This is a genomic window from Streptomyces sp. Je 1-79 (assembly GCF_025195125.1).
In the GTDB taxonomy this organism is placed as follows: Bacteria; Actinomycetota; Actinomycetes; order Streptomycetales; family Streptomycetaceae; genus Streptomyces.
The window spans coordinates 45,736-68,482 of record NZ_JAMGSL010000009.1 but is presented as its reverse complement, the minus strand read 5'-3'; the positions used below and the strand labels follow the sequence as shown (position 1 = coordinate 68,482).

Genomic DNA, 22,747 nt, shown 5'->3' with positions numbered 1-22,747 from the left:
ACGTCGGGCCCGTGCCCGCCGACCCTCAGCGCAGCGTGACCAACAAGCCGCCCCGCGGTCCGGGGACGAGTGCGGTCGAGGTCCGCAGAAGCTCCCGGCGGAGCAGAACCGTCTCCGCCTACCGCGAGGGCGACCGGACCATCGTGCTCATCCCGGCCCGGATGTCCGAGGCGGAGGAGCAACGCTGGGTGACGGTCATGCTGGACAAACTCGCCGCACAGGAGAGCAGGAGCGTCCTCGGCGACGCCGAACTCACCGAGCGCGCGGGGCGTTTGTCGGACCAGTACTTCGGCGGCCGGGCACGGCCCACGTCCGTACGCTGGGTGACCAACCAGAACACCCGCTGGGGCTCGTGCACTCCGTCGGAGGGCAGCATCCGCCTCTCGCACCGGCTCCAGGGCATGCCCGAGTACGTCGTCGACTACGTCCTCGTCCACGAGCTGGCACACCTTCTGGTGCCGGGCCACGGCCCCCGGTTCTGGCGCCTCCTGGAGGCGTACCCGCGCACCGAGCGTGCTCGCGGATACCTCGAAGGAGTCGTCGCCGCGGACCGTCTGCCCCACCTGCCGACGGCACCCGGGGAGTAGTCGCGAACCGCGTCAGTCCTGTACCGAATACGTACCAGCTTGGCTCAATGTCGCACGCAGCCGTTAGCCTGTCGCGAGGCATTCACATTTCGGGATGGGGGACGGTCGTTACGCATGGCCAGGGAATTCCAACGCGGCCACAAGGCCAAGATCAGTGATCTCACACCGGGAACCGATCTGTACGTGGGTGTGCAGATCGCGGCGCCCGGACTGACCTTCGACATCAGCTGCTTCGGCCTCGACGCCAACGAGCAGCTCTCGGACGACCGGTACTTCATCTTCTTCAACCAGCCGAAGTCGCCCGAGGAGTCCATCCAGCTGCTCGGCGCGCAGTCGGGCGACACCGAGTCCTTCCGGGTCACGCTGGACCGGATCCCGGCGAACATCCACAAGCTGTCGTTCACCGCGACCATCGACGGTGCCGGCCAGATGTCGCAGGTCGGCCCCGGTTACATCCGGATCGTGGCCGGCGGCGAAGAGGTCGTCCGGTACCCGTTCACGGGCTCGGAGTTCTCCACCGAGCGCGCCGTCATGCTGGGCGACTTCTACCTCAAGGACGTCTGGCGGTTCGCCGCCATCGGTCAGGGCTTCGACGGCGGTCTCGACGCGCTGCTGAAGAACTTCGGCGGCGAGGTCGCCGAGGAGCAGCCCGCCGCCCAGCCCCCGCAGGCGGCTCCGGGCTTCGGTGCGCCGCAGCAGGCTTCCGCGCCGCCCGCGTTCGGTGCGCCCGCGCCGCCCCAGGTGCCCCAGCCCGCCCCGCAGTTCGGCGCCCCGCCGGTCGCTCCCGCGCCCGCCCCGCAGGCCCCCGTCCAGCCGGTGCACGCGGCCCCCACCATGGGCGCCCCGATGGCCCCGCCCGCCCCCTCGCCGTACGGCCAGCCCCCGCAGGCCCCACAGCCTCCGCAGGCCCCGCAGTTCGGCCAGGTCCCGGGCGGTCAGGTCCCCGGACAGCCTCCGTACGGACAGCCGCAGCAGCCCCAGTTCGGCCAGGTCCCCGGTCAGATGGGCGGAATGCCCCAGGGGATGCCGCCCGGCATGCCGCAGGGAGTGCCCCAGGGCGCGCCCGCCGCCGGCGCCGGACTCGCCGCCGCGCTCCAGCCGTTCAAGGAGACCGCGACCGGCGCCCGCTGGGCACCGCAGAACCAGCAGCTCATGCGGGTCGACCTGCAGATGGGCGGCGTCCCCGTCCTCGCCCGTCAGGGCAGCATGGTGATGTACCAGGGCAAGGTGGACTTCAGCCACAAGGGCGCCGGCTTCACCGGCCGGATCGTCGGCAACGCCACCGGCCAGGAGATGCAGCTGATGCGCTGTACGGGCCGCGGCCAGGTCTTCCTCGCCGAGGAAGGCGCACACCTGCACCCGATCGAGCTCCAGGGCGACGGCATCTGCGTCTCCGCCGAGAACGTGCTCGCCTTCGACGAGTCCCTCCAGTACGAGGTACGGAGGATCGAGGGCCACGGCATCCCCGGCGGCGCCCTGTTCACCATGCAGTTCCAGGGCACCGGCACCGTCGTCGTCAAGACGCTCGGCGTCCCGGTCGTCCTGCCCGTCACGCCGACCACCTTCGCCGACTGCAACGCGGTCGTCGCCTGGTCGTCCGCGTCCCAGGTGATCCTCTCCAGCCAGGTCCGGCTGCGCCGCAACGCGTACCCCGGGCACAGCGGCGAGACCGTCAACCTCCAGTTCCGGGGCGCCCCCGGCAACTTCATCGTCGTCCAGCCGTACGAGGTCTGAGGGAGCCCGAAGAATGAACCAGCAACTCGCGGGCTTCGCCCCGACCCCGATGGCGGCCCGGATGGAGAACCACGGCCGCGCGATGCTCAAGGTCGCCATGGCCTCCGGCCACGACCTGTACGCGCGCACCGGCTCGATGGTCGCCTACGAGGGCTTCGTCACCTACGAGCCCAACCCGCCCGCCGCCCGCCAGGTCGCCCAGCAGTGGGTCACCGGCGAGGGCGCGCCCATCATGAAGTGCTCCGGTGACGGCCTTCTCTACCTCGCCGACTACGGCGCGGACGTCGTCGTGATCAACCTCAACAACGACTCGCTGTCCGTCAACGGCACCAACCTGCTGGCCTTCGACGCCCACCTCCAGTGGGGCGTCGAGAAGGTCAAGGGCCTCGCCAAGTTCGCCGGCCAGGGCCTGTTCAACGTCGAGATCGCGGGCACCGGCTGGGTCGCCCTCACCTCGCGCGGCACGCCGATCGTCGTCGACTGCGGCCGCGGCGAGGACGAGACGTACGTCGACCCGGACGCGCTCGTCGCCTGGTCGCCGGCGCTCAAGGTCAAGGGCAAGCGCAGCTTCAAGGCCTCCTCCCTGATCGGGCGGGGCAGCGGCGAGGCGTACCAGATGGCCTTCTCCGGCCAGGGCATCGTCGTCGTACAGCCGAGCGAGGACAGCACCGACCGCCTGCGGATCCGGGGCTGAGGGGGAGCGAGAACACACCATGCAGAGCCCGCTTTTCAACTACGCCGAGCAGCAGAGCCAGGAACGGTACGTCATCCAGAACCCGCAGCTGCTGCGGGTGGCGCTGACCGGCTCGGACGACATCCTCGCCCGCAAGGGCGCCATGGTCGCCTACCAGGGGCTCGTCGACTTCGACGGCGAGTACCAGACCTCCAGCCAGCGTCGCGCCCAGGCCCGCACCGGTGAGGGCCTCGACCTCATGCGCTGCTCCGGGCAGGGGACGGTCTACTTCGCCAACCTCGCCCAGTACATCCACGTGGTGGAGGTCGAGCAGGAGGGCATGACCGTCGACAGCTCCTACGTCCTGGCGCTGGACTCGACGCTGCACACCGAGGTCATCGCCGTGGACAGCCAGTACGGCGTCTCCGGCACCGGGAAGTACCAGCTCAACATCTCCGGCCGCGGCAAGGTCGCCCTCATGACCTCCGGCCAGCCGCTGATGATGCACGTCACCCCGGACAAGTACGTCAACGTCGACGCGGACGCGATCGTCGCCTGGTCCACCGGGCTGCGGGTGCAGATGCAGGCGCAGACGCACAACTCGAACATCCGCCGTCGCCGTGGCGACACGGGCGAGGGCTGGGAGCTCAGCTTCCTGGGCCAGGGCTTCGCCCTCGTCCAGCCCAGCGAGGTCATGCCGCCGCAGCACGCCGCCATCGGCCAGGGTGTCGCCGCCCAGTTCGGTGCCGGCCAGCACGGCTCCCGCGCCCAGAACCAGAACAACGCCTGGAACTGACGCACCGGGACCGACCGGACGACTGCAACGCGTAAGGGGCGGCCTCCCAGGAGGCCGCCCCTTACGCGTACGTCTTGCGGCTACAGCCGGGCCCGCGCCCCTTCCACCAGCCGCACCACCGAGGTGTCGGCCACCGCCGCCACCTCGTCGTACGCGTACCAGCGCAGGTCCAGCGACTCCTCGCTGATCGCCTCCACCGCACCGGCCGGAGCCAGCGCCGCGTACTGCACGTCCAGATGCCAGTGGCACGGTGCCGGGATCGGATGCCGGTCGAGCCGCACGGGCCCGCCCGGAAGCAGCGTCAGACCCGGGATCCCGGACTCCTCCGTCGCCTCCCGGAGCGCTGCGTCGGCCAGCGTCGCGTCCCCCGGCTCGCAGTGGCCGCCCATCTGCAGCCACATGCCGAGCTTCTTGTGCAGCGTCAGGAGAACCCGCCCGCGCTCCGGGTCCACCACCAGCGCACTGGCCGTCAGGTGCCCGGCCTCGCAGGCCTTCCACATCCCGTCCTCGTGCGCCGCGAGGTGGTCCAGATACGTCTGGCGCAGCTCACCCTGCGCTCCGTTCGACCCGTACGACTTCAGTACGAGTACGGCGTCGTCGTGCAGGCTCACTTGGCGCCGTCGTCCTTGCCCTCGTCCGTACCCCTGCCCTCGTCCGAGCCCTTCTCCGAGGCGTCGTCCGGGCCCTTGTCGCCGCCGCGCGCCGCCTCGCCCAGCATCTTGTCGAGCTCCGAGAAGTCGAGGTGCTCGCGGTGGACGAAGCCGTCCGGGTCGTCCAGGTCGGACGCCGTCGGCAGCATGTCCGGGTGCTCCCACAGGTCGTCACGGCCGTCGACACCGCGCGCGTCCGTGAGGGAGGCCCACAGCCGCGAGGCGTCCCGCAGCCGGCGCGGACGCAGTTCGAGACCGATCAGCGTGGCGAAGGTCTGCTCGGCGGGACCGCCGCTCGCCCGGCGCCGGCGCAGCGTCTCGCGCAGCGCGTCCGCCGAGGTCAGCCGGGACTTCGCGGCCTCGTGGACCACCGCGTCCACCCAGCCCTCGACCAGCGCGAGCGCCGTCTCCAGACGGGCCAGCGCGGCCTTCTGCTCCGGCGTGTCCTCGGGCTGGAACATGCCCTGCTGGAGGGCCTCCTGAAGCTGCTCGGGATGCGTCGGGTCGAGCTGACCCACCGCCTCCTCCAGCTTCGAGGTGTCGACCTTGATCCCGCGGGCATAGCCCTCGACCGCACCGAACAGATGCGAGCGCAGCCACGGCACATGGGCGAAGAGCCGCTGGTGGGCCGCCTCGCGCAGCGCCAGATAGAGCCGCACCTCGTCCTTGGGGACACCCAGGTCCCTGCCGAACGTCTCGATGTTCAGCGGCAGCAGCGCCGCCTTGCCGGCCGGGCCCAGGGGCAGACCGACATCCGTCGAACCGACGACCTCGCCCGCGAGCGCGCCGACGGCCTGTCCGATCTGCTGGCCGAACATGGCGCCGCCCATGGAGCGCATCATGCCGATCAGCGGGCCCGCCATGGCCTGCATCTCCTCGGGCAGCACATCGCCCATCGCCGTGCCGACCCGCTCGGCGACCGGGTCGACCAGCTGCTGCCACGCCGGCAGCGTCGCCTCGACCCACTCCGCGCGGCTCCACGCCACGGCCGTGCTCGCACCCGAGGGCAGCGAGGTCACGCCGTCGAGCCACAGGTCGGCCAGGCGCAGGGCCTCCTCGACCGCGGACTTCTCGGCCGGACCCACGCTGGCGTCCTTGGTGCCGTCGGACGTGCCCTGGGCCACCACCTGGCGCGCGATCTGCTTGGCCATGTCCCAGTTCACCGGACCGCCCTCGTAGGAGAGCATCTGGCCGAGCTGCTGGAAGGCGGCACCCAGGTCGTTGGGGTTCAGCGAGCCGAACATCGCGGCGAACGGATTGTCCGCCCCGCCCGGTCCGCCCATGCCCGGCAGGCCGCCGAAGCCGAACGGATTGGCCCCGAACGGGTTGCCGCCGCCCTGACCACCGGACCCCTGGTCGCCTCCGGCGGGGTCCTTCTTCTTGCCTTCGTCGCCGTTCTCCGGCTCCTCCGGCGGAAGGCCGAATCCGAATGGGCTGTCACTCACAGGTTTCCTCGGCTCGTAGGGCCGCCGGCTTCCTGCCGACGGCGGCTTTCCTGACTCGGCTCGATGCCCGACTGCACACCACCAGCGTAGACATCCGGGCCGGATATGGGCTCGGTGCTCCGCCGGGCCGCGGCCTGCGGCAGGATGGACGCCACCTGGTACGTACGCGTCATTCGGGTACGTACTGAAGACAACCGCTGGAGACGCCCGGTGAGTTCCCCAGATCCTCAGGTTCGCGCAGCGCGAAACATCTCGACCCGGTCCACCGGGCGCGGCCCCGTGGTCGCGGTCACGGGCGCCGCCTCCGGGGTCGGTGACCTGCTGACCAGGCGCCTCGCCGCGTCCGAGGAGATCAAGCAGGTCATCGCGATCGACGAGCGCCGGGGCGAGGTCTCCGAGGCGCAGTGGCACATCCTCGACGTCCGCGACCCGGCGATCGCCGAGAAGCTGCGGGGCGCCGACGTGGTCGTGCACCTCGCCGTCGACCTCGACCTGGAATCCGACGCCGCCGCCCGAACGGCCTACAACGTGCGCGGCGCGCAGACGGTCCTGACGGCCGCCGCGGCCGCTGGGGTGCACCGGGTCGTGCTCTGCACCTCCGCGATGGTCTACGGCGCGCTGCCCGACAACGACATCCCGCTCTCCGAGGACGCGGAGCTGCGCGCCACCGCCGAGGCCACCGGCGTGGGCGACATGCTGGAGATCGAGCGGCTCGGCCGGCGCGCCCCCCGCGCCCACCCCGGCCTCCAGGTCACCGTCGTCAGGCCGGCGGTCCTGGTGGGCGGCACGGACACGGCTCTGACCCGCTACTTCGAGTCCCCCCGGCTGCTCGTCGTGGCGGGGTCGCGCCCCACCTGGCAGTTCTGCCACGTCGAGGACCTGGTCAGCGCGCTGGAGTACGCGGCGCTCGAGAAGGTCGACGGGGAGTTCGCGGTCGGCTGCGACGGCTGGCTGGAGCAGGAGGAGGTCGAGGAGCTCTCCGGGATCCGGCGCATGGAGCTGCCCTCCGCCGTCGCCCTCGGCGCGGCGGCCCGGCTGCACCGGATCGGGCTCACCCCGTCCCCGGCCGGTGACCTCGCGTACACGATGCACCCGTGGGTGGTCAGCGTCGGGCGGCTGCACGACGCGGGCTGGCGGCCGACCTGGACCAACGAGGAGGTGCTCGCCGCGCTCCTGGAGGAGGTCGAGGGCCGGCACACGGTCGCGGGCCGCAGGCTCGGCCGCAAGGACGCGACGGCGGCGGGAGCGGCCGGCGCGACGGTGGCCCTGCTGGGCACGGCGGCGCTCGTCCGCCAGATGCGCAAGCGGCGGGGCATGTAGGACCACCCCCGCGCCGGCCACTGTAGGACCCTCCTACGAAGAATCCGTTCCACCGGTCGAAAGCGCTATTCCGGGATGTCCGTGCGGTGCGGCACCATGGGCCCATGGCACGCACCTACGACCACCCCGGCGAGCAGACCGCGACGGACCCGATCAAGCTGCTCGCGATCCGTGACACCCCGCTCTCGGTCGACGAGGTCTTCCAAGCCGTCGGCGACGAGGCGGCCGGCGGCACGACGCTCTTCGTGGGCACGGTGCGCAACCACGACGGCGGCGCGGACGTCGACGCGCTCGGGTACTCCTGCCACCCCTCGGCCGAGGACGAGCTGCGCCGGGTCGCCGAGAAGGTCGTCGCCGACTATCCGGTCCGCGCCCTGGCCGCCGTCCACCGTGTGGGCGATCTGGAGGTCGGCGACATCGCGGTCGTCGTCGCGGTCTCCTGCCCCCACCGCGGCGAGGCCTTCGAGGCCTCGCGCAAGCTCATCGACGACCTCAAGCACGAGGTCCCCATCTGGAAGCACCAGAGGTTCTCGGACGGCACCGAGGAGTGGGTGGGGGCCTGCTGAGCCCGGCACCGGCTCCAGGCCCGTGACCAGCGCGGTCGCCCTCCCGCGGCTGCCTGGGAAGGCACCGCGCCGACGTGCCGTAGTCGTACGCCCCGATTTGCGTAACCGGGCCCCCGGCAGCAGCGTTGGTGCTGCAGATCGTTAATCTGCTGATCGGCCGGTTCCGGCCGGTTGCGGTGGCTCATTGGGGATGGGAGGTCGGGATGGCAGCGCTCGCCTGGTTGCTTATTCCGCTTTTCGCAGTCGTCGGCGCGGCGATATGGGGAAGCTGGGCACAGAGGAACAAGACCACCGGAGACGTCGCCGAGCTCGCCGGCTACGCACGGTTCAGGGACGCCATGGAGCGGTCCCACGCCGGCATCGACGGTGCCGATCGCGAGATGGCTCCGGCCGCACCCTCGACCCCCGTACGCAGTAGCCACGTCTCCGGCTGACTTCCCTCGCCGGCCGCCTCGTACGGACCCGCCCCACGGGTGCACTCACAGACCGGTCCCGTACTGTCGTTCCATGCCACGCCGCACTGCGACGATGCTCGCCTCCACTCTGGTCCTCATCACCCTGCTCTGTGTGGGCGTCCTTGTCCCGGTGCCGTACGCGGAGATGAGCCCCGGTCCGACGGTCAACACGCTCGGGGAGGCCGCCGGCGAGCCGGTCCTCCAGATCTCCGGGCGCAAGACCTACCCCACCGACGGGCATCTCAACATGACGACCGTCCGCGTCACGAGCGCGGACTACCGGATGAACGTGGTCGAGGCGGTCTACGGCTGGCTGGCCCACGACAACGTGGTCGTCCCCAAGGAGACCCTCTACCCGGACGGCAAGACGGAGGAGGAGTCGACCCAGGAGAACGCGGAGGAGTTCAGCCAGTCCCAGGAGAGCGCCAAGGTCGCCGCCCTCACAGAGCTGGGCATCCCCGTGACCACCAGGGTCGTCGTCGCCTCCGTCGTCAAGGACAGCCCCGCCCAGGGCGAGCTGCACGCCGGGGACGTCATCAAGGCCGTGGACGGCGTCCCGGTCAAGGAGCCGGGCGACGTCGCCAAGCAGGTGACCACGCACGCGCCGGGCGAGAAGGTCGCCTTCACGATCGTCCCGGCCAAGGAGGCGGAGGCCGCCGAGAAGGCCGGCAAGGAGCCCACCGCCACCGAGAAGGTCACCGTCACCACGGTGAAGTCCGCGGAGGGCGACCGGGCGATCGTCGGCATCCAGGCAGGGACCGACCACGTCTTCCCGTTCACGATCGACATCAAGCTCGCCGACGTCGGCGGGCCCAGCGCCGGTCTGATGTTCGCGCTCGGCATCGTCGACAAGCTCACGGCCGAGAGCCTCACCGACGGCAAGTTCATCGCCGGCACCGGAACCATCGACGAGAAGGGCCAGGTCGGCCCGATCGGCGGTATCGAGATGAAGCTCGTCGGCGCGCGCAACGCCGGCGCCGAGTACTTCCTCACCCCGGCCGACAACTGCGAGACCGCCGCCTCCGACATCCCCGACGGCCTCACCCTGATCAGGGTGAACACCATCGACGACGCGACGAAGTCGCTGGAGAAGCTCCGCAACGGCGACACGAAGACCCTCCCCAGCTGCTCGAAGAGCTAGGACCGCCTGCACGGAAGGGGGCGCCCCGGTCAGCGACCGGGGCGCCCCCTTCGTCACGCGTACGCGGGTCCTCAGCCCTCGAAGGTCGCCGCGAGGGCCTCCGCGAGGCCCGGGACCAGGTCCGCCCCGGTCAGGACCTCGTTCGGCGAGTCCTTCTCGCGCAGCCGGATCGCCGCCTCCCGCGCGCCGTTACGGAGCACGGCCACGGTCATCCGTACCTCCTGCCGGTCGGGGTGCCGGGCCACCCACTTCGCCAGGGCGGCCTCGTTCAGGCCCTCCGGCACGGAGGCCTCGGCCGACGGCGGGAGCATCAGCCGCTCCACCGTCAGTGCGCAGCCGACCACCGCGTCGGGCCACGCGATGGTGCCGAGGAACTCGTCGAGGGGCTTCCCCTTCGGAAGTTCCTCCTGCTCGATGGGGGTGTAGGCGGCCGCGGCCTCGCCGGCTTCGAGGCCGAGCTGGGAGGCGAGTCCCGGCTCCTGGGCACGCAGTCGGGCGGTGTCGACCAGGGCGAAGAGCCGGGCCGGCCGGTCCCAGCCGAGGCCGGAGGCGTACTCGTCGATCTCGAGCACCGCGCGGGTCAGGGGGCTCGCGGCCATGGGGGTGCCGGAGGGGGAAACGTTGGACATGGACAACATCCTGCCTCCTCTTCCCCCGAAGTCGGGAACTAGGTAAAGCCTCAGTAAGTTGCACCATTGGGCTCTACGATCGCGGGGCCTGCTTTATAGACGCATCAACCTCGAGGGGCGCACGTTGGCTTTCCAGATGCCGGACCGCGGAGGCGGCGGAGGTCCGTCCGGGCCAAGGATGAGAGTCGGCCGGCCTTCCCGGCGGGCCCGGACGCTGCTCATGACCCTGGGCGTGCTGGCCGTCCTGGCCATGCTGTTCGTCATGTTCGCGGGATTCTGGACCGACTGGCTCTGGTACCGCTCGGTCCAGTACTCGTCCGTGTTCACCACCACCCTGTGGACCAAGATCGGCCTCTTCGCCGTCTTCGGTCTGCTGATGGGGCTCGCCGTAGGCTTCAACATCTGGCTGGCGCACCGGCTGCGGCCGCCGCTGAGCGCGATGTCGCTGGAGCAGCAGAGCCTCGACCGGTACCGCATGGGTCTGGCGCCCTACAAGAAGTGGGTGCTCCTCGCGATCACCGCGCTCGTGGGCCTGATCGCGGGCGCCTCGGCCTCCGGTCAGTGGCGGACCTGGCTGATGTGGGTCAACGGCGTGTCCTTCGGCCAGAAGGACCCGCAGTTCCAGCTGGACGTGTCGTTCTACGCCTTCGACCTGCCCTGGTACCGCTCGCTGCTGGCCTTCGGCTTCGCCGCCACGGTCCTGTCGCTCATCGCCGCCGCCCTCACGCACTATCTGTACGGCGGACTGCGCGTCACCAGCCCGGGCGCCCGGGCCACCGCCGCCGCGACGGGCCACCTGTCGGTGCTGCTCGGCGTCTTCGTCTCGCTGAAGGCCGTGGCGTACTGGCTCGACCGGTACGGCCTCGCCGTGAAGTCCAGCGACTTCAAGGCGGCCGGCAACTGGACGGGGCTGCGGTACGTCGACGCCAACGCCTACCTCCCGGCGAAGACGATCCTGTTCTGCATCGCCGTGATCTGCGCCGTGCTGTTCTTCGCGACGCTGTGGCGCCGCACCTGGCAGCTGCCCATGATCGGCTTCGGTCTCATGGTCCTGTCGGCGATCCTGATCGGCGGCCTGTACCCGGCCATCGTGCAGAAGTTCCAGGTCCAGCCGAACGAGCAGGCCAAGGAGGCGCCGTACATCCAGAAGAACATCGACGCCACGCGCAAGGCGTACGCCATCGACGGCACCGAGCCGGAGAACTACTCGGGCAAGTCCACGGTCAAGGCCAAGGACCAGCTCCGCGCGAACTCCGACACGGCGGCCAGCTACCGGCTGATCGACCCGAACATCGTCTCGCCGACGTTCCAGCAGCTGGAGCAGAAGCGGAAGTACTACCAGTTCCCGACCACCCTCGACGTGGACCGCTACAAGGGCCAGGACACCGTCGTCGGCCTGCGTGAGCTCAACATCAAGGGCATCCCGAAGCGGAACTGGATCAACGACCACTTCACGTACACCCACGGCTATGGCGCGATCATGGCCGCGGGCACGCAGACGGACGCCAACGGCTCCCCGGTCTTCACCGAGGCCGGCCTGCCGACCACGGGGATGCTCGGCCCGTACCAGCAGCGGGTCTACTACGGCGAGAAGACCGATCAGTACTCGATCGTCGGCGGCCCGCAGAAGGAGCTGGACTACGAGGACAACGGCGAGAAGACCACCAGCTACGACGGCAAGAGCGGGGTCAACCTCTCCAACACCTTCAACCGCGCGGCCTACGCGGTCGCGTTCAGCGAGCCGCAGATCCTCTACTCGGGGGCCATCGGCGAGGGCTCGCGGATCCTGTACAACCGCACGCCCAAGGAGCGCGTCGAGGCGGTCGCACCCTGGCTGACCATCGACGGCGACGCCTACCCGGCGGTCGTGAACAAGAAGATCGTGTGGATCGTCGACGCGTACACGACCACGAACGGCTACCCGTACGCCTCGCGCACCACGCTCGGCGACACCACCGCGGACTCCCTGACCGTGGGCAACCAGCAGCGCGCCGTGGTCGCCCAGCAGAACCAGGTCAACTACATCCGCAACTCGGTGAAGGCCACCGTCGACGCCTACGACGGCACGGTGACGATGTACCAGTGGGACAAGCAGGACCCGGTCCTCAAGACGTGGATGAAGGCGTTCCCGGACACGGTGCAGCCGCGTGAGGCGATCAACCCCGAGCTGATGCAGCACCTGCGGTACCCGCAGGACATGTTCAAGGTCCAGCGCGAGCTGCTCACCCGCTACCACGTGAAGGACCCGGCGCAGTTCTACAGCGGCTCGGACGCCTGGCAGGTGCCGGACGACCCGACCAACAAGGACGGCAACGCGGTCCCGCCGTACTACCTGAGCATGAAGATGCCCGGGGACAAGCAGCAGCAGTTCTCGCTGACGACGACGTTCACCCCCAACGGGCGGCCCAACCTGGGCGGCTTCATGGCGGTCGACGCCGATGCCGGCAGCAAGGACTACGGCCGTATAAGGCTGCTGAGAGTCACCTCCGAGGTCCCCGGACCCGAGCAGGTGCAGAACAAGCTCAACAGCCTTCCGTCGGTGGCCACCTTCGTCCGCGACATGAAGGGCGCCGACTCCGACATCCAGTACGGCAACCTGCTGACGGTGCCGCTCGACGGCGGCTTCCTGTACGTCGAGCCGGTGTACGCCCAGGGCCGCAACGCGCACTACCCGCTGCTGAAGAAGGTCGCGGTGTCGTACGTGGACGCGGACCAGCCGGAAGGTGACACCACCAAGGACACCACGGTGTTCGAGGACAACCTCACCGCCGCGCTGAACGCGGTCTTCGGCGTGGACGGCGCCACGCCGCCCGAGCAGCCGGAGCAGCCGGGCACCAAGCCGCCGACGACGCCGACGACGAACGACGCGGCGCTGAAGCAGGCCATCGCCGACGCGCAGAAGGCGATGGACGACGGTGAGGCCGCTCTGCAGAAGGGTGACTGGGCGGCGTACGGCAAGTCCCAGGAAGCCCTGCAGGACGCCCTCCAGCGGGCGGCGGAGGCCGGCGCGAAGCTGACCCCGGCCGACCAGAAGCCGGGCGACGGCGGACCGAAGCCGGGGGCGACCCCGTCGACGGCTCCGACGCCGTCCACGAGTGCGAGCCCACCGGCCGGCTGATCACCCTGGTCGGGAGCCACCCCGCGTCGTGATACCTTTACGGAACAACGACGCGGGGTGGAGCAGCTCGGTAGCTCGCTGGGCTCATAACCCAGAGGTCGCAGGTTCAAATCCTGTCCCCGCTACTGAAGACAAGGGCCCGGATCCTTCAGGATCCGGGCCCTTGTCATGCGTTCGGGGGCTCGCGCGGCGCCCCCGAAGAGCGGTAGGGATGGGGCGAGTTGAGGCGAGTCGTGTTTGACTTATCTCTCTGTGGGCATGTCGACAAAACGCTGAAGTGACCTCACTGGCTGCGGTATACCAGGTGTACGCGCGTTGCGGGTGGTGCGACGATGGTTTTTATGGGGGACAGGGCAACTCTGTTGGAGACAGGGCGGTTTGTGCAACGGCACGCTCGACGTGCCGCAGATGACATCATCGAGGCCGCGTTGGCGGCCGATGCGGCCGTCGACACCACCGCCGACACGGAGACCGAGAGCGACACGGAGACCGAGGCACGCCACCGTCGCGCCGCCGAGAACGGCGATGCCGCGTCCATGAGCGTGCTCGGCGCGCTGCTGCTGCGCCGGGGCGACCTGGACGGCGCCGAGCCCTATCTGCGGGGCGCGACGGCGGAGGGGGACCGCGCCGCCGCCAACAACCTGGGCGTCCTGCTGCACCAGCGGGGATACGCGGACGAGGCCGCCGGCTGGTGGCGGGTCGCCGCCGTCGCGGGCTCCGCGCCCGCGGCCCACGCGCTCGGCCGCCACCACCGCGAGCGCGGCGACGAGCCCGCCGCCGAGTACTGGCTGCGCCAGTCCGCGGAGCAGGGCCACGCCCTGGGCGCGTACGCCCTCGCCGACCTCCTGGAGCACCGCAGCGACGTCGGCGCCGAGCGCTGGCTCCGCGCCGCCGCCGAGCAGGGCCACCGTGAGGCCGCGTACCGCCTCGCCGTGGCCCTGGAGCGCCGCGCGACGGAGACCGACGGCCCGGCCCGCCTGAGCGGCGCGGCGGCGGTCACGGCCCCGGCCACGGGCGCGGGCCCGGCTTCCGGTGCGGCCCCGGCCCCGGCTTCGGGGGCCGACGCCGCCCGCGGTGCGAAGGCCGGTGCGGCGGACGGTCAGGCCGGCGTCCCCACCCCGCCCGCCGGGGAGCTCGGAGAGGCCGAGCAGTGGTTCCGGCAGGCCGCCGCGCGGGGACACCGCCGTGCCGCGCTGCACCTCGGCGCGATCCTGGAGAAGCGCGGCGAGCTCAAGGAGGCCGGCCGCTGGTACCTGAGCTCGGCCAAGGAGGGCGAGGCGAAGGCCGCCTGCGCGCTCGGTTTTCTGCTGCGCGACGCCGGGGACGAGGAGAGCGCCGCCGTGTGGTGGCTGCGCGCCGCCCAGGACGGCGACGGCAACGCCGCCAACGCGCTGGGCGCCCTGCACGCCGCCCGGGGCGAGCAGCAGACCGCCGAGCGCTGGTACCGCGCCGCCATGGACGCGGGCGACGTCAACGGGGCGTACAACCTCGGGCTGCTCTGCGCCGCCCAGGACCGCAACCAGCAGGCCGAGCAGTGGTACCGCCGCGCCGCCTACGCGGGCCACCGCGAGGCCGCCAACGCGCTCGCCGTGCTCCTCCTCCAGGCCGGCGACGCGAACGGCGCCGAGCCCTGGTTCTCCAAGGCGGCCGAGGCGGGCAGCGTCGACGCCGCCTTCAACCTCGGCATCCTCTACGCGGGTCGCGACGACGACCGTACGGCGCTGTCCTGGTACGAGCGCGCGGCCGCCGCAGGGCACACCGAGGCCGCCCTCCAGGTCGGCATCGCCAGCCTGCGCGACGGCGACGAGCAGACCGCCGAGCGCCATCTGCGGTGCGCGGCGGGCGGAGGCAGCGCCGAGGCCGCGTTCCGGCTCGCCAGCGTCCTCGACGCGCGCCGCCCCGAGCCCGGCCAGCCCGCGCTCGGCGCCCCGCGCGACGAGAAGAAGACCGAGTGCGAGGAGTGGTACGAGCGCGCCGCCCAGCAGGGGCACCGCCGTGCCCAGGTACGTGTGGGCATGCTGGCCGCCGCCCGCGGTGACGTGGCGGAGGCGGCCCACTGGTACCGCGAGGCCGCGGAGGCGGGCAGCCGCAACGGCGCCTTCAACCTCGGCCTGCTCCTGGCCCGCGAGGGCAGCGAGCGCGAGGCTGCCCTGTGGTGGACCCGCGCCGCCCGCGCCGGGCACGGGCGCGCCGCGCTCCGGCTCGCGCTGCTCGCGGCGCGGCGCGGCGAGCTGACCGAGGGCCGCCGCTGGTGCGCACACGCCGTGGAGCTCGGCCCTGCGGAGGTGGCCGAACGGGCCGCCCGGCTGAGCGAGGCACTGCACCAGGAGCTCACCGCCTAAGCGATTTGCGCTGGTCGGGGGCGTCCCGTAAGGTTGGGTTCACCGACGCGGGGTGGAGCAGCTCGGTAGCTCGCTGGGCTCATAACCCAGAGGTCGCAGGTTCAAATCCTGTCCCCGCTACTCAGTAGCAACGAAGGCCCGGATCCAGTCACTGGATCCGGGCCTTCGTCGTCTCCGCGTACGGCGGCGCGCGAAAAGCCCCCACCGTGCGGTGGGGGCTCTGCCGGGTCGGCTCAGGCCGTCGTGGCGCAGTTCGGGCAGATGCCCCGGTACGTGACCTCGACGTTCGAGATCGTGAAGCCGAAGCGCTCGGTGTCCGGGAGGTCCGCCAGCGGGTTGCCGGAGGGGTGCACGTCACGGATCGCGCCGCAGCGGCCGCAGACCAGGTGCTGGTGCGGGCGATGGGCGTTCGGGTCGTACCGCTTGGCGCGGCCGTCCGTCGCGACCTCCATCACCTCACCGAGCGTGACCATCTCGCCCAGCGTGTTGTAGACGGTCGCCCGGGAGATCTCCGGCAGCCGCTCCACGGCGCGGGCATGGACCTCGTCGGCGGTCAGATGGACATGATCTCCGTCGAGGACCTCGGCCACGACGCGCCGCTGCGCGGTCATTCGCCAGCCGCGGCCGCGCAGACGTTCCAACAGGTCACTCATAAGGGCCAGGGTAACAGCGGAGGGTCCGAGGTCCCGAACTGGTGTGACTTTGGATGTTCACTTGACTTAGACATTGTCCATTGTAGGCTCGACTCCGGCACGGGCCGAACTTCGGCGAGCGGTCCGAGGCCGCGATCCAGGCCCTGCGCGGCCGAGGCCGCTCGCCGTGGAAAGGGAGAGGGCCGGCTCGCATCACGCGGGCCGGCCCTCTCTCGTGTCAGCTCGCCAGGGTCGTCGCGTGGCGGCGCGCGGGGGTCCAGCAGCGGATGATGTCGCGTACGGAGACGATGCCCACGGGTCCGTGTCCGTCGAGGACGACGAGGTGGCGGAAGCCGCCGTGGGTCATGGCGGCGGCGGCCTCCTCCAGGGTCCAGGTGGGAGCGGCGAAGACGACGTCGGTCGTGGTGTGGGAGCCCGCGGTCTCGCGGTCGGGGTTCTGGTCGGCGCCGATCGCGTTGAGGATGTCGCGCTCGGTGAGGATTCCGAAGCCGCCGGCGTCGGTGTCGTGGACGACGGCCGCGCCGACGCGGCGCGCCGACATCAGCCGGGCGGCCTGACGGAGGGTGTGGGCGGGACCGATGGTGAGGACCACCGTGCTCATGGCGTCACGGACGAGCATGAAGGGAGCCACCTCCTTGGTGAACCGTTCCCGCCTTCAACGAGAACGAATTCACAAGTTCACAAGTGGGGGGACTCTCAGAGTGGCACCAGAGGGGGCGGTCAACAAGGGGGCGCGCGAGGCGCCCTCGGAGGGCGCGCGAAGCGCCCCGCGAGGTGCGGTCCGTTCTTCCGGCTCGGACCGCCGTCAGTTCTTCTGGTTCAGATAGCTCAGCAGTTCGCCGTGGAGCAGTCCGTTCGACGCCGCCGCGTTGCCGCTGTGCGGGCCGTGCCGGCCGTCGAGGCCGGTGAACGTGCCGCCCGCCTCCTGGACCACGATCGCCGTCGCCGCCATGTCCCAGAGCGACAGCTCCGGCTCGGCGCAGAAGTCCACCGCACCCTCGGCGACCATCATGTACGGCCAGAAGTCGCCGTACGCCCGGGTCCGCCAGCACGCGCGCGTGAGGTCGAGGAAACCGTCGAGGCGGCCCCGCTCCTCCCAGCCGCTCAGCGAGGAGTACGCGAACGACGCATCGCCCAGCTCCGCCACCTTCGACACCTGGAGCCGCGTCGCCGAGGTCAGGCTGCGGCCGGTGTACGCCCCCGCGCCCTTCGCCGCCCACCAGCGCCGGCCGAGCGCCGGCGCCGACACCACGCCGACCACCGGCTGGAACCCGGTGTCACCGGCCTCCATGAGCGCGATCAGGGTGGCCCAGACCGGCACACCCCGCACGTAGTTCTTGGTGCCGTCGATGGGGTCGACCACCCAGCGGCGCGGGCCCGTGCCCTCCACGCCGTACTCCTCGCCGAGGATCGCGTCACGCGGCCGCGCCCGCTTGAGCTGAGCGCGGATCAGTTCCTCGGCCGCCTTGTCCGCCTCGCTCACCGGCGTCATGTCCGGCTTCGTCTCGACCTTCAGGTCGAGCGCCTTGAAGCGGTCCATGGTGGCCGCGTCGGCGGCATCCGCGAGGACATGGGCGAGACGCAGATCGTCGTGGTAATCGGCCATGGTCGAAACTCTATCCCTCGAAGGGACGTGGCCTTACGGGAGCCCTTGACAGTGCGTGGCGACCCGTCAACTCTGAGCGCAGAACCGTTCTGGCCGGGAGGCGACGATGCCGACTGCGCGTGAGGCACTGCTCGACGCCGCCCTCGCCGCGCTCGTGGAGCTGCCCTGGTCCGCGGTCCGGATGGTCGACGTCGCCTCCGCCGCCGGTGTCTCCCGGCAGACCCTCTACAACGAGTTCGGCAGCAAGGAGGGCCTGGCCCGCGCACTCGTACGCCGTGAGGCCGACGCGTACCTCCAGGGCGTCGAACGGGTGCTCGCCGCGCCCTCCCCGCCCCGGCGCAACCTCGCCGCCGTCGCCGAATGGACCGTCTCCGAAGCCTTCACCCGCCCGGTCCTGCGGGCCCTGCTCACCGGATGCTGGGGGGAGCGGCTCCCCGTGCCCCGACCGGCCAGGGCCGGGTCCCGCGCCTCCTCCGTACCCGCGCAGCGCCGCGCCGACGCGGGCGTGCCGTCCCCCGCCGACCTGCTCGGGCTCGCCCGCGACCGGGCCGCCGCGGCGCTCCAGGGCGACGACGACGGGGACGTGCGGAACGCCTGCGAGGTCGTCCTACGGCTCGCGCTCTCCTACGTCGTGGCCCCGGTGCCCGTCGTCGCGGACGGTCACTGGGCCGACCCCGAGAGCTGGAGGCCGATGACCCCGACGATCACCAGCGTGATCGACACGATCTTCAGGGTCGACACGATGTCACCGAGGAAGATCATCCCGTAGATCGCCGTCCCGGCCGCGCCGATGCCGGTCCACACCGCGTACGCCGGACCCACGTCCAGCTTCCGCAGCGCGAGCGTCAGAAGCCCGAAGCTGCCGAGGGCGAAGCAGGCGAACGCGACCGTCGGCCAGAACCGGGTGAACCCGTGCGAGAGCTTCAGGCAGACCGCGAACCCCGTTTCCAGGAGTCCGGCGACCACCACGAGCAGCCACGCCATCGTCCGTGCCTCCCACGCTGTAGGTGACTGCTTCGTCGCACTTGGTGCGATTATGCCCTTACCGGCAGCGCGGGACCGCAAACGTGCGCGAGTCAGTCGCCCTCGCGTCGCTCCCGGGTCGCGAGCAGGCGCCGCAGCGAATAGAGCCGCGCCGGATCGGCGTGCCCCTCGGCCGCCCACGCGTCCAGCGCGCAGTCCGGCTCGTCGTGGCTGCACGCCCGCGGGCAGTTCTCCGTACCCGGTACGAGATCGGGGAAGGCGAGGATCACCCGGGACGGGTCGACGTGGTGCAGGCCGAAGGAGCGCACGCCCGGGGTGTCGATCACCCAGCCGCCCTCCTTGTCGTTGAGCGGGAGGGCGAGCGCCGAGGTCGTGGTGTGCCGGCCGCGCCCCGTCACCGCGTTGACATGGCCCGTGCTCCGCCGCCGGTCCTCCGGGACCAGGGCGTTGACCAGGGTCGTCTTGCCGACTCCGGAGTGGCCGACGAACGCGGTCGTGCGGCCCTTCAGGTGCTCGTGGACCCGCTCGGCGGCGACCCCGTCCACGAACTCGTCGCGCGTGGTCACCACGTAGGGCACACCGAGCGCGCCGTACATCTCCAGGAGTTCGTCGGGCTTGGCCAGGTCCGACTTGGTCAGCACCAGGAGCGGGGTCAGCCCGCCGTCGTACGCGGCGACCAGACAGCGGTCGATCAGGCGGGGGCGGGGCTCGGGGTCGGCCAGCGCGGTGACGATCGCCAGCTGGTCGGCGTTGGCGACCACCACCCGCTCGAACGGGTCGTCGTCGTCGGCCGTGCGGCGGAGCACGGAGCTGCGCTCACCGATCCGTACGATCCGGGCCAGCGTGTCCTTCTCGCCGGACAGATCGCCCACGAGGGAGACCCGGTCGCCGACGACCGCCGCCTTGCGGCCCAGCTCGCGCGCCTTCATCGCCATGACGACCCGGTCGTCCAGGAGGCAGGTGAGCCGGCCGCGGTCCACGGTGAGGACCATGCCCTCGACCGCGTCCTCGTGCTTGGGACGGATGCTGGTACGGGGACGGTTGCCCTTGCGGTTGGGCCGCTGGCGGATGTCGTCCTCGTCGGTGTGCTTGCCGTAGCGCCGCATGGATCAGACTCCGAGCATTTCGGTCCACATCCTGGGGAAGTCGGGCAAGGTCTTGGCGGTCGTCGCCACGTTCTCGATCTCCACTCCCTCGACCGCGAGGCCGATGATCGCGCCCGCGGTCGCCATCCGGTGGTCGTGGTACGTGTGGAAGACACCGCCGTGCAGCGGGCGCGGGCGGATGGACAGCCCGTCCTCGGTCTCCGTCACATCGCCGCCGAGCTCGTTGATCTCCTTGGTGAGCGCGGCCAGTCGGTCCGTCTCGTGCAGCCGCAGGTGCGCGACACCGCGCAGCGTGGACGGCGAGTCGGCCAGCGCCGCGACCGCCGCGATGCCGGGCGTCAGCTCGCCGACCTCGCTCAGGTCCACGTCGATGCCGTGGATCCGGCCGGTGCCGGTGAAGGTGAGCCCCGCCTCGGTCAGCTCGCAGGAGCCACCCATCTCGGTGAAGATCTCGCGCAGCGCGTCACCGGGCTGGGTGGTCCTGGCCGGCCAGTCGGGGATCGTCACCCGGCCGCCGGTGACCAGGGCCGCGGCCAGGAACGGCTGCGCGTTCGACAGATCGGGCTCGACGGTCAGGTCACGGCCGAGCAGCGCGGAGGGGGAGACCCGCCACACGTTCGGCTCGCCACCCGTCTCCGGCTCGTCGACCTGGGCGCCGACCACGCGGAGCATGTCGACGGTCATCCGGATGTGGGGGAGGGAGGGGAGCTTCGCGCCCACATGGCGTACCTCCACCCCCTGGTTGAAGCGGGGCGCCGAGAGCAGCAGGGCGCTGACGAACTGGGAGGACGAGGAGGCGTCGATCTCCACCGGGCCGCCGTCCAGCGCCCCGCCGCCGTGCACGGTCATCGGCAGCGCGCCGCGCCCGTCGTCGTCGATCCGGGCGCCGAGCACGCGCAGCGCGTCGATCACACCGTGCAGCGGGCGCTCGTGGGACCGGGCGTCGCCGTCGAAGTGCACCGGACCGTCGGCGAGGGCCGCGACCGGCGGGAGGAACCGCATGACCGTCCCGGCGTTGCCGACGTCCACGGTCGCCGGGCCGTGCAGCCCGGCCGGGATGATCCGCCAGGCCTCGCCCGTGCCGTCCGGGCCCCCCGCGACGGAGGAGCTGGAGTTCACCGTCTCCTCGATCTTCACGCCCAGGGTGCGCAGGGCCTCCGCCATCAGCAGCGTGTCGCGGGAGCGCAGCGGGCGGCGCAGCCAGCCCGGCTCGGCGGCGAGCGCGGCGAGGACGAGGCCGCGGTTGGTGACCGACTTCGATCCGGGCACGGTGACGGTCGCGTCGACGGCACCGCTCGCGTACGGGGCGGGCCAGAGGTCGGTGTGCAGGTCGGAGCGCGGGGAGGTATCGGTCATGCCCTCACTTTAGTGGGGCACGCGCCGGCTACAGCCCCAGCAGCCAGCGGCCTCCGCCGATCAGGGAGCAGATCGCGACCGCGTGGAAGAAGAAGAGCCAGAGCGCCGGGTGGACGTGGGTGAGCCGGGCGAGCTGGTCGGCGTCCGAGTCCGGTGCCCCTCCGTGGCGCCGCTTGCCCTGGAGTTCGAAGACCGGGCGGACCCCGCCGAGGAGCAGGAACCAGACGACGGAGTACGCGAACGCCGACTGGACGTCCGGGCCGGTGAGCCAGGAGACCAGCAGGAACGCGGCGCCCGTCAGGAGGACGGTGAAGATCCCGTACGCGTTCCTGACCATCACCAGCATGACCAGGAGCAGTGCGGTCGCCAGCCAGAGGAGCAGGGTGATCCGGTGGTCGGCGAGCAGCCAGGCGCCGCCGAGGCCGAGCAGCGGGGCGGCGGTGTAGCCGGCGGCGGCGGTGAGGATCATGCCGATGCCGGTGGGGCGGCCGCGCGAGACGGTCAGCCCGCTGGTGTCCGAGTGGAGCCGGATGGACTGGAGCCGACGACCGGTGACGAGCGCGACCAGCCCGTGGCCGCCCTCGTGGGCGATGGTGACGGCGTTCCGCGAGAGCCGCCATATCCTGCGCGGCACGGTGACGAGCAGCGCGGCCACGCCGGTGACGATCACCAGCCACTCTTCCGGGGCGGGCTGTGTGCCGAGGACTTCGTTCATTTTCTGGATCGGCTCCTCAGCGAGGTCGGGGGTCGTGGCAGTGTGGCACGTATGTGCGGACGGTATGCAGCGAGTCGGCGACCCGAGGATCTGGTGCGGATCTTCGAGATCGAGAAGTGGGAGCCCGAGGAGACCCTGGCTCCGGACTGGAACGTGGCCCCCACCAAGGAGGTCTACGCGGTACTGGAGCGTCCTCTGAAAGACGCGCACTCGCCGCGGCCGGTTCGCCAGCTGCGCGCACTGAAGTGGGGCCTCGTCCCGTCCTGGTCGAAGAGCCCGGAGGGCGCGGCCCGGATGATCAACGCGCGGGCGGAGACGGTCGCGGATAAGCCGTCCTTCAAGCGGGCCTTCTCCACGCGCCGGTGCATCCTGCCGGCGGACGGCTACTACGAGTGGGTCACCGGGGCGGGGGAGCGGGACCTGGAGGTCGAGGGGAAGAAGAAGCGGCCGCGGAAGCAGCCGTACTTCGTCACCCCGGCGGACGGCTCCGTCTTCGCGATGGCGGGACTGTACGAGTTCTGGCGCGACCGCACGCTGCCGGACGACCACCCGGCGGCCTGGTGGGTGACGTGTTCGGTCATCACGACGGAGGCGGAGAAGGCCCCGCTGGGCGTGGCCCCCGAGGAGGGCCCCCACTCGCTCGCGGACATCCACCCCCGGATGCCGCTGATGCTTACCCCGGACCGCTGGGACGCGTGGCTGGACCCCCGGCACACGGAGACGGAGGCGCTCACGGGGCTGCTCGCGGCGCCGTCCGAGGGGCTGATGCGGGCGTTCCCGGTGGCGACGGCGGTGAGCAACGTCCGCAACAACGGGCCGGAGCTCCTGACGGAACTGGACGGCCCGGAGGTCGGCACGCTGTTCTGAGCGC

At 71.3% G+C, this 22,747-nt stretch carries 22 protein-coding genes and 2 tRNA genes; 14 read left to right on the top strand and 10 right to left on the bottom strand.

Annotation, left to right across the window (positions count from 1 at the left end; translation table 11 throughout):
• Positions 1–11: 11 nt before the first annotated feature.
• The 4 genes from M5362_RS19885 (at position 12) to M5362_RS19870 (ending at position 3,790) form a co-directional block, all read left to right on the top strand.
• Positions 12–587 carry a M48 family metallopeptidase gene (locus tag M5362_RS19885; protein WP_260228980.1) on the top strand — a complete coding sequence of 192 codons (576 nt, stop codon included), beginning with the start codon at positions 12–14 and terminating at the stop codon, positions 585–587.
• A gap of 114 nt (positions 588–701) precedes the next feature.
• Positions 702–2,321: a TerD family protein gene (locus tag M5362_RS19880; RefSeq protein ID WP_260228979.1), complete on the top strand. Its 1,620-nt coding sequence runs from the start codon at positions 702–704 to the stop codon at positions 2,319–2,321.
• Positions 2,322–2,334: 13 nt separating this feature from the next.
• A complete protein-coding gene (locus tag M5362_RS19875) occupies positions 2,335–3,015 on the top strand; it encodes an AIM24 family protein (RefSeq protein ID WP_260228978.1) in 681 nt (226 codons plus the stop codon).
• A 19-nt stretch (positions 3,016–3,034) separates the two neighbouring features.
• Positions 3,035–3,790: an AIM24 family protein gene (locus tag M5362_RS19870; protein WP_260228977.1), complete on the top strand. Its 756-nt coding sequence runs from the start codon at positions 3,035–3,037 to the stop codon at positions 3,788–3,790.
• Positions 3,791–3,870: 80 nt separating this feature from the next.
• Here the strand turns inward: M5362_RS19870 and M5362_RS19865 are convergent, their stop codons facing one another.
• On the bottom strand, positions 3,871–4,401 hold the full coding sequence (locus M5362_RS19865; protein ID WP_260228976.1) for an NUDIX hydrolase: 531 nt from the start codon (positions 4,399–4,401) through the stop codon (positions 3,871–3,873).
• Positions 4,398–5,885 (bottom strand): zinc-dependent metalloprotease, encoded by a 1,488-nt coding sequence (locus M5362_RS19860; protein WP_260228975.1) that lies wholly within the window; start codon positions 5,883–5,885, stop codon positions 4,398–4,400. Before M5362_RS19860 ends, M5362_RS19865 begins: the two co-directional genes overlap by 4 nt.
• A 210-nt stretch (positions 5,886–6,095) precedes the next feature.
• Between M5362_RS19860 and M5362_RS19855 the strand changes: the two genes are divergently transcribed.
• The 4 genes from M5362_RS19855 (at position 6,096) to M5362_RS19840 (ending at position 9,367) form a co-directional block, all read left to right on the top strand.
• Complete coding sequence (locus M5362_RS19855) at positions 6,096–7,205, top strand: SDR family oxidoreductase (RefSeq protein WP_260228974.1); 1,110 nt, start codon at positions 6,096–6,098, stop codon at positions 7,203–7,205.
• Positions 7,206–7,309: 104 nt separating this feature from the next.
• Positions 7,310–7,771: a molybdenum cofactor biosynthesis protein MoaE gene (locus tag M5362_RS19850; RefSeq protein ID WP_260228973.1), complete on the top strand. Its 462-nt coding sequence runs from the start codon at positions 7,310–7,312 to the stop codon at positions 7,769–7,771.
• Positions 7,772–7,974: 203 nt separating this feature from the next.
• Complete coding sequence (locus M5362_RS19845; RefSeq protein ID WP_260229245.1) at positions 7,975–8,205, top strand: hypothetical protein; 231 nt, start codon at positions 7,975–7,977, stop codon at positions 8,203–8,205.
• Positions 8,206–8,278: 73 nt separating this feature from the next.
• Positions 8,279–9,367, top strand: a complete 1,089-nt coding sequence (locus tag M5362_RS19840) for a PDZ domain-containing protein (protein ID WP_260228972.1) — start codon at positions 8,279–8,281, stop codon at positions 9,365–9,367.
• A gap of 71 nt (positions 9,368–9,438) precedes the next feature.
• On the opposite strand, the gene M5362_RS19835 is transcribed toward M5362_RS19840, so the two are convergent.
• A complete protein-coding gene (locus M5362_RS19835; RefSeq protein WP_260228971.1) occupies positions 9,439–9,996 on the bottom strand; it encodes a PPA1309 family protein in 558 nt (185 codons plus the stop codon).
• A gap of 136 nt (positions 9,997–10,132) precedes the next feature.
• Here M5362_RS19835 and M5362_RS19830 point away from each other — a divergent pair, with 136 nt between their 5' ends.
• From M5362_RS19830 to M5362_RS19815, 4 genes are all read left to right on the top strand, one after another.
• The gene (locus M5362_RS19830; protein ID WP_260228970.1) at positions 10,133–13,114 is read left to right on the top strand and encodes a UPF0182 family protein; all 2,982 of its coding nucleotides are present in this window, start codon (positions 10,133–10,135) and stop codon (positions 13,112–13,114) included.
• 51 nt (positions 13,115–13,165) lie between these two features.
• Positions 13,166–13,239: transfer RNA gene (locus M5362_RS19825), tRNA-Met, on the top strand.
• A 207-nt stretch (positions 13,240–13,446) separates the two neighbouring features.
• A complete protein-coding gene (locus M5362_RS19820) occupies positions 13,447–15,456 on the top strand; it encodes a tetratricopeptide repeat protein (protein WP_260228969.1) in 2,010 nt (669 codons plus the stop codon).
• A gap of 46 nt (positions 15,457–15,502) precedes the next feature.
• A tRNA-Met gene (locus M5362_RS19815) sits at positions 15,503–15,576 on the top strand.
• A gap of 113 nt (positions 15,577–15,689) precedes the next feature.
• Here the strand turns inward: M5362_RS19815 and M5362_RS19810 are convergent.
• The 3 genes from M5362_RS19810 to hisN form a co-directional block, all read right to left on the bottom strand.
• The gene (locus M5362_RS19810) at positions 15,690–16,109 is read right to left on the bottom strand and encodes a Fur family transcriptional regulator (RefSeq protein WP_260228968.1); all 420 of its coding nucleotides are present in this window, start codon (positions 16,107–16,109) and stop codon (positions 15,690–15,692) included.
• A gap of 217 nt (positions 16,110–16,326) precedes the next feature.
• Entirely contained in the window at positions 16,327–16,728 is a 402-nt protein-coding gene (locus tag M5362_RS19805; RefSeq protein ID WP_260228967.1) for a cyclic nucleotide-binding/CBS domain-containing protein, read from the bottom strand.
• Between the two features lie 186 nt (positions 16,729–16,914).
• Positions 16,915–17,715: a histidinol-phosphatase gene (hisN, locus tag M5362_RS19800; protein ID WP_260228966.1), complete on the bottom strand. Its 801-nt coding sequence runs from the start codon at positions 17,713–17,715 to the stop codon at positions 16,915–16,917.
• Between the two features lie 106 nt (positions 17,716–17,821).
• Here hisN and M5362_RS19795 point away from each other — a divergent pair, with 106 nt between their 5' ends.
• Positions 17,822–18,484, top strand: coding sequence for a TetR/AcrR family transcriptional regulator (locus M5362_RS19795; RefSeq protein ID WP_260228965.1), 663 nt, complete (start codon positions 17,822–17,824; stop codon positions 18,482–18,484).
• Here M5362_RS19795 and M5362_RS19790 read toward each other — a convergent pair.
• The 4 genes from M5362_RS19790 to M5362_RS19775 all read right to left on the bottom strand — a co-directional run bounded on the left by M5362_RS19790 (position 18,376) and on the right by M5362_RS19775 (position 21,876).
• Positions 18,376–18,699 carry a multidrug efflux SMR transporter gene (locus M5362_RS19790; RefSeq protein ID WP_260228964.1) on the bottom strand — a complete coding sequence of 108 codons (324 nt, stop codon included), beginning with the start codon at positions 18,697–18,699 and terminating at the stop codon, positions 18,376–18,378. The two genes, M5362_RS19795 and M5362_RS19790, sit on opposite strands and share 109 nt — an antisense overlap.
• Before the next feature lie 92 nt (positions 18,700–18,791).
• Positions 18,792–19,805: a ribosome small subunit-dependent GTPase A gene (gene rsgA / locus M5362_RS19785; protein WP_260228962.1), complete on the bottom strand. Its 1,014-nt coding sequence runs from the start codon at positions 19,803–19,805 to the stop codon at positions 18,792–18,794.
• Positions 19,806–19,808: 3 nt separating this feature from the next.
• The gene (gene aroA / locus M5362_RS19780; protein ID WP_260228961.1) at positions 19,809–21,161 is read right to left on the bottom strand and encodes a 3-phosphoshikimate 1-carboxyvinyltransferase; all 1,353 of its coding nucleotides are present in this window, start codon (positions 21,159–21,161) and stop codon (positions 19,809–19,811) included.
• A gap of 28 nt (positions 21,162–21,189) precedes the next feature.
• Positions 21,190–21,876, bottom strand: coding sequence for a M50 family metallopeptidase (locus tag M5362_RS19775; RefSeq protein ID WP_260228960.1), 687 nt, complete (start codon positions 21,874–21,876; stop codon positions 21,190–21,192).
• Between the two features lie 51 nt (positions 21,877–21,927).
• Between M5362_RS19775 and M5362_RS19770 the strand changes: the two genes are divergently transcribed.
• Positions 21,928–22,743, top strand: coding sequence for an SOS response-associated peptidase (locus tag M5362_RS19770; protein WP_260228959.1), 816 nt, complete (start codon positions 21,928–21,930; stop codon positions 22,741–22,743).
• Positions 22,744–22,747 lie beyond the last annotated feature (4 nt).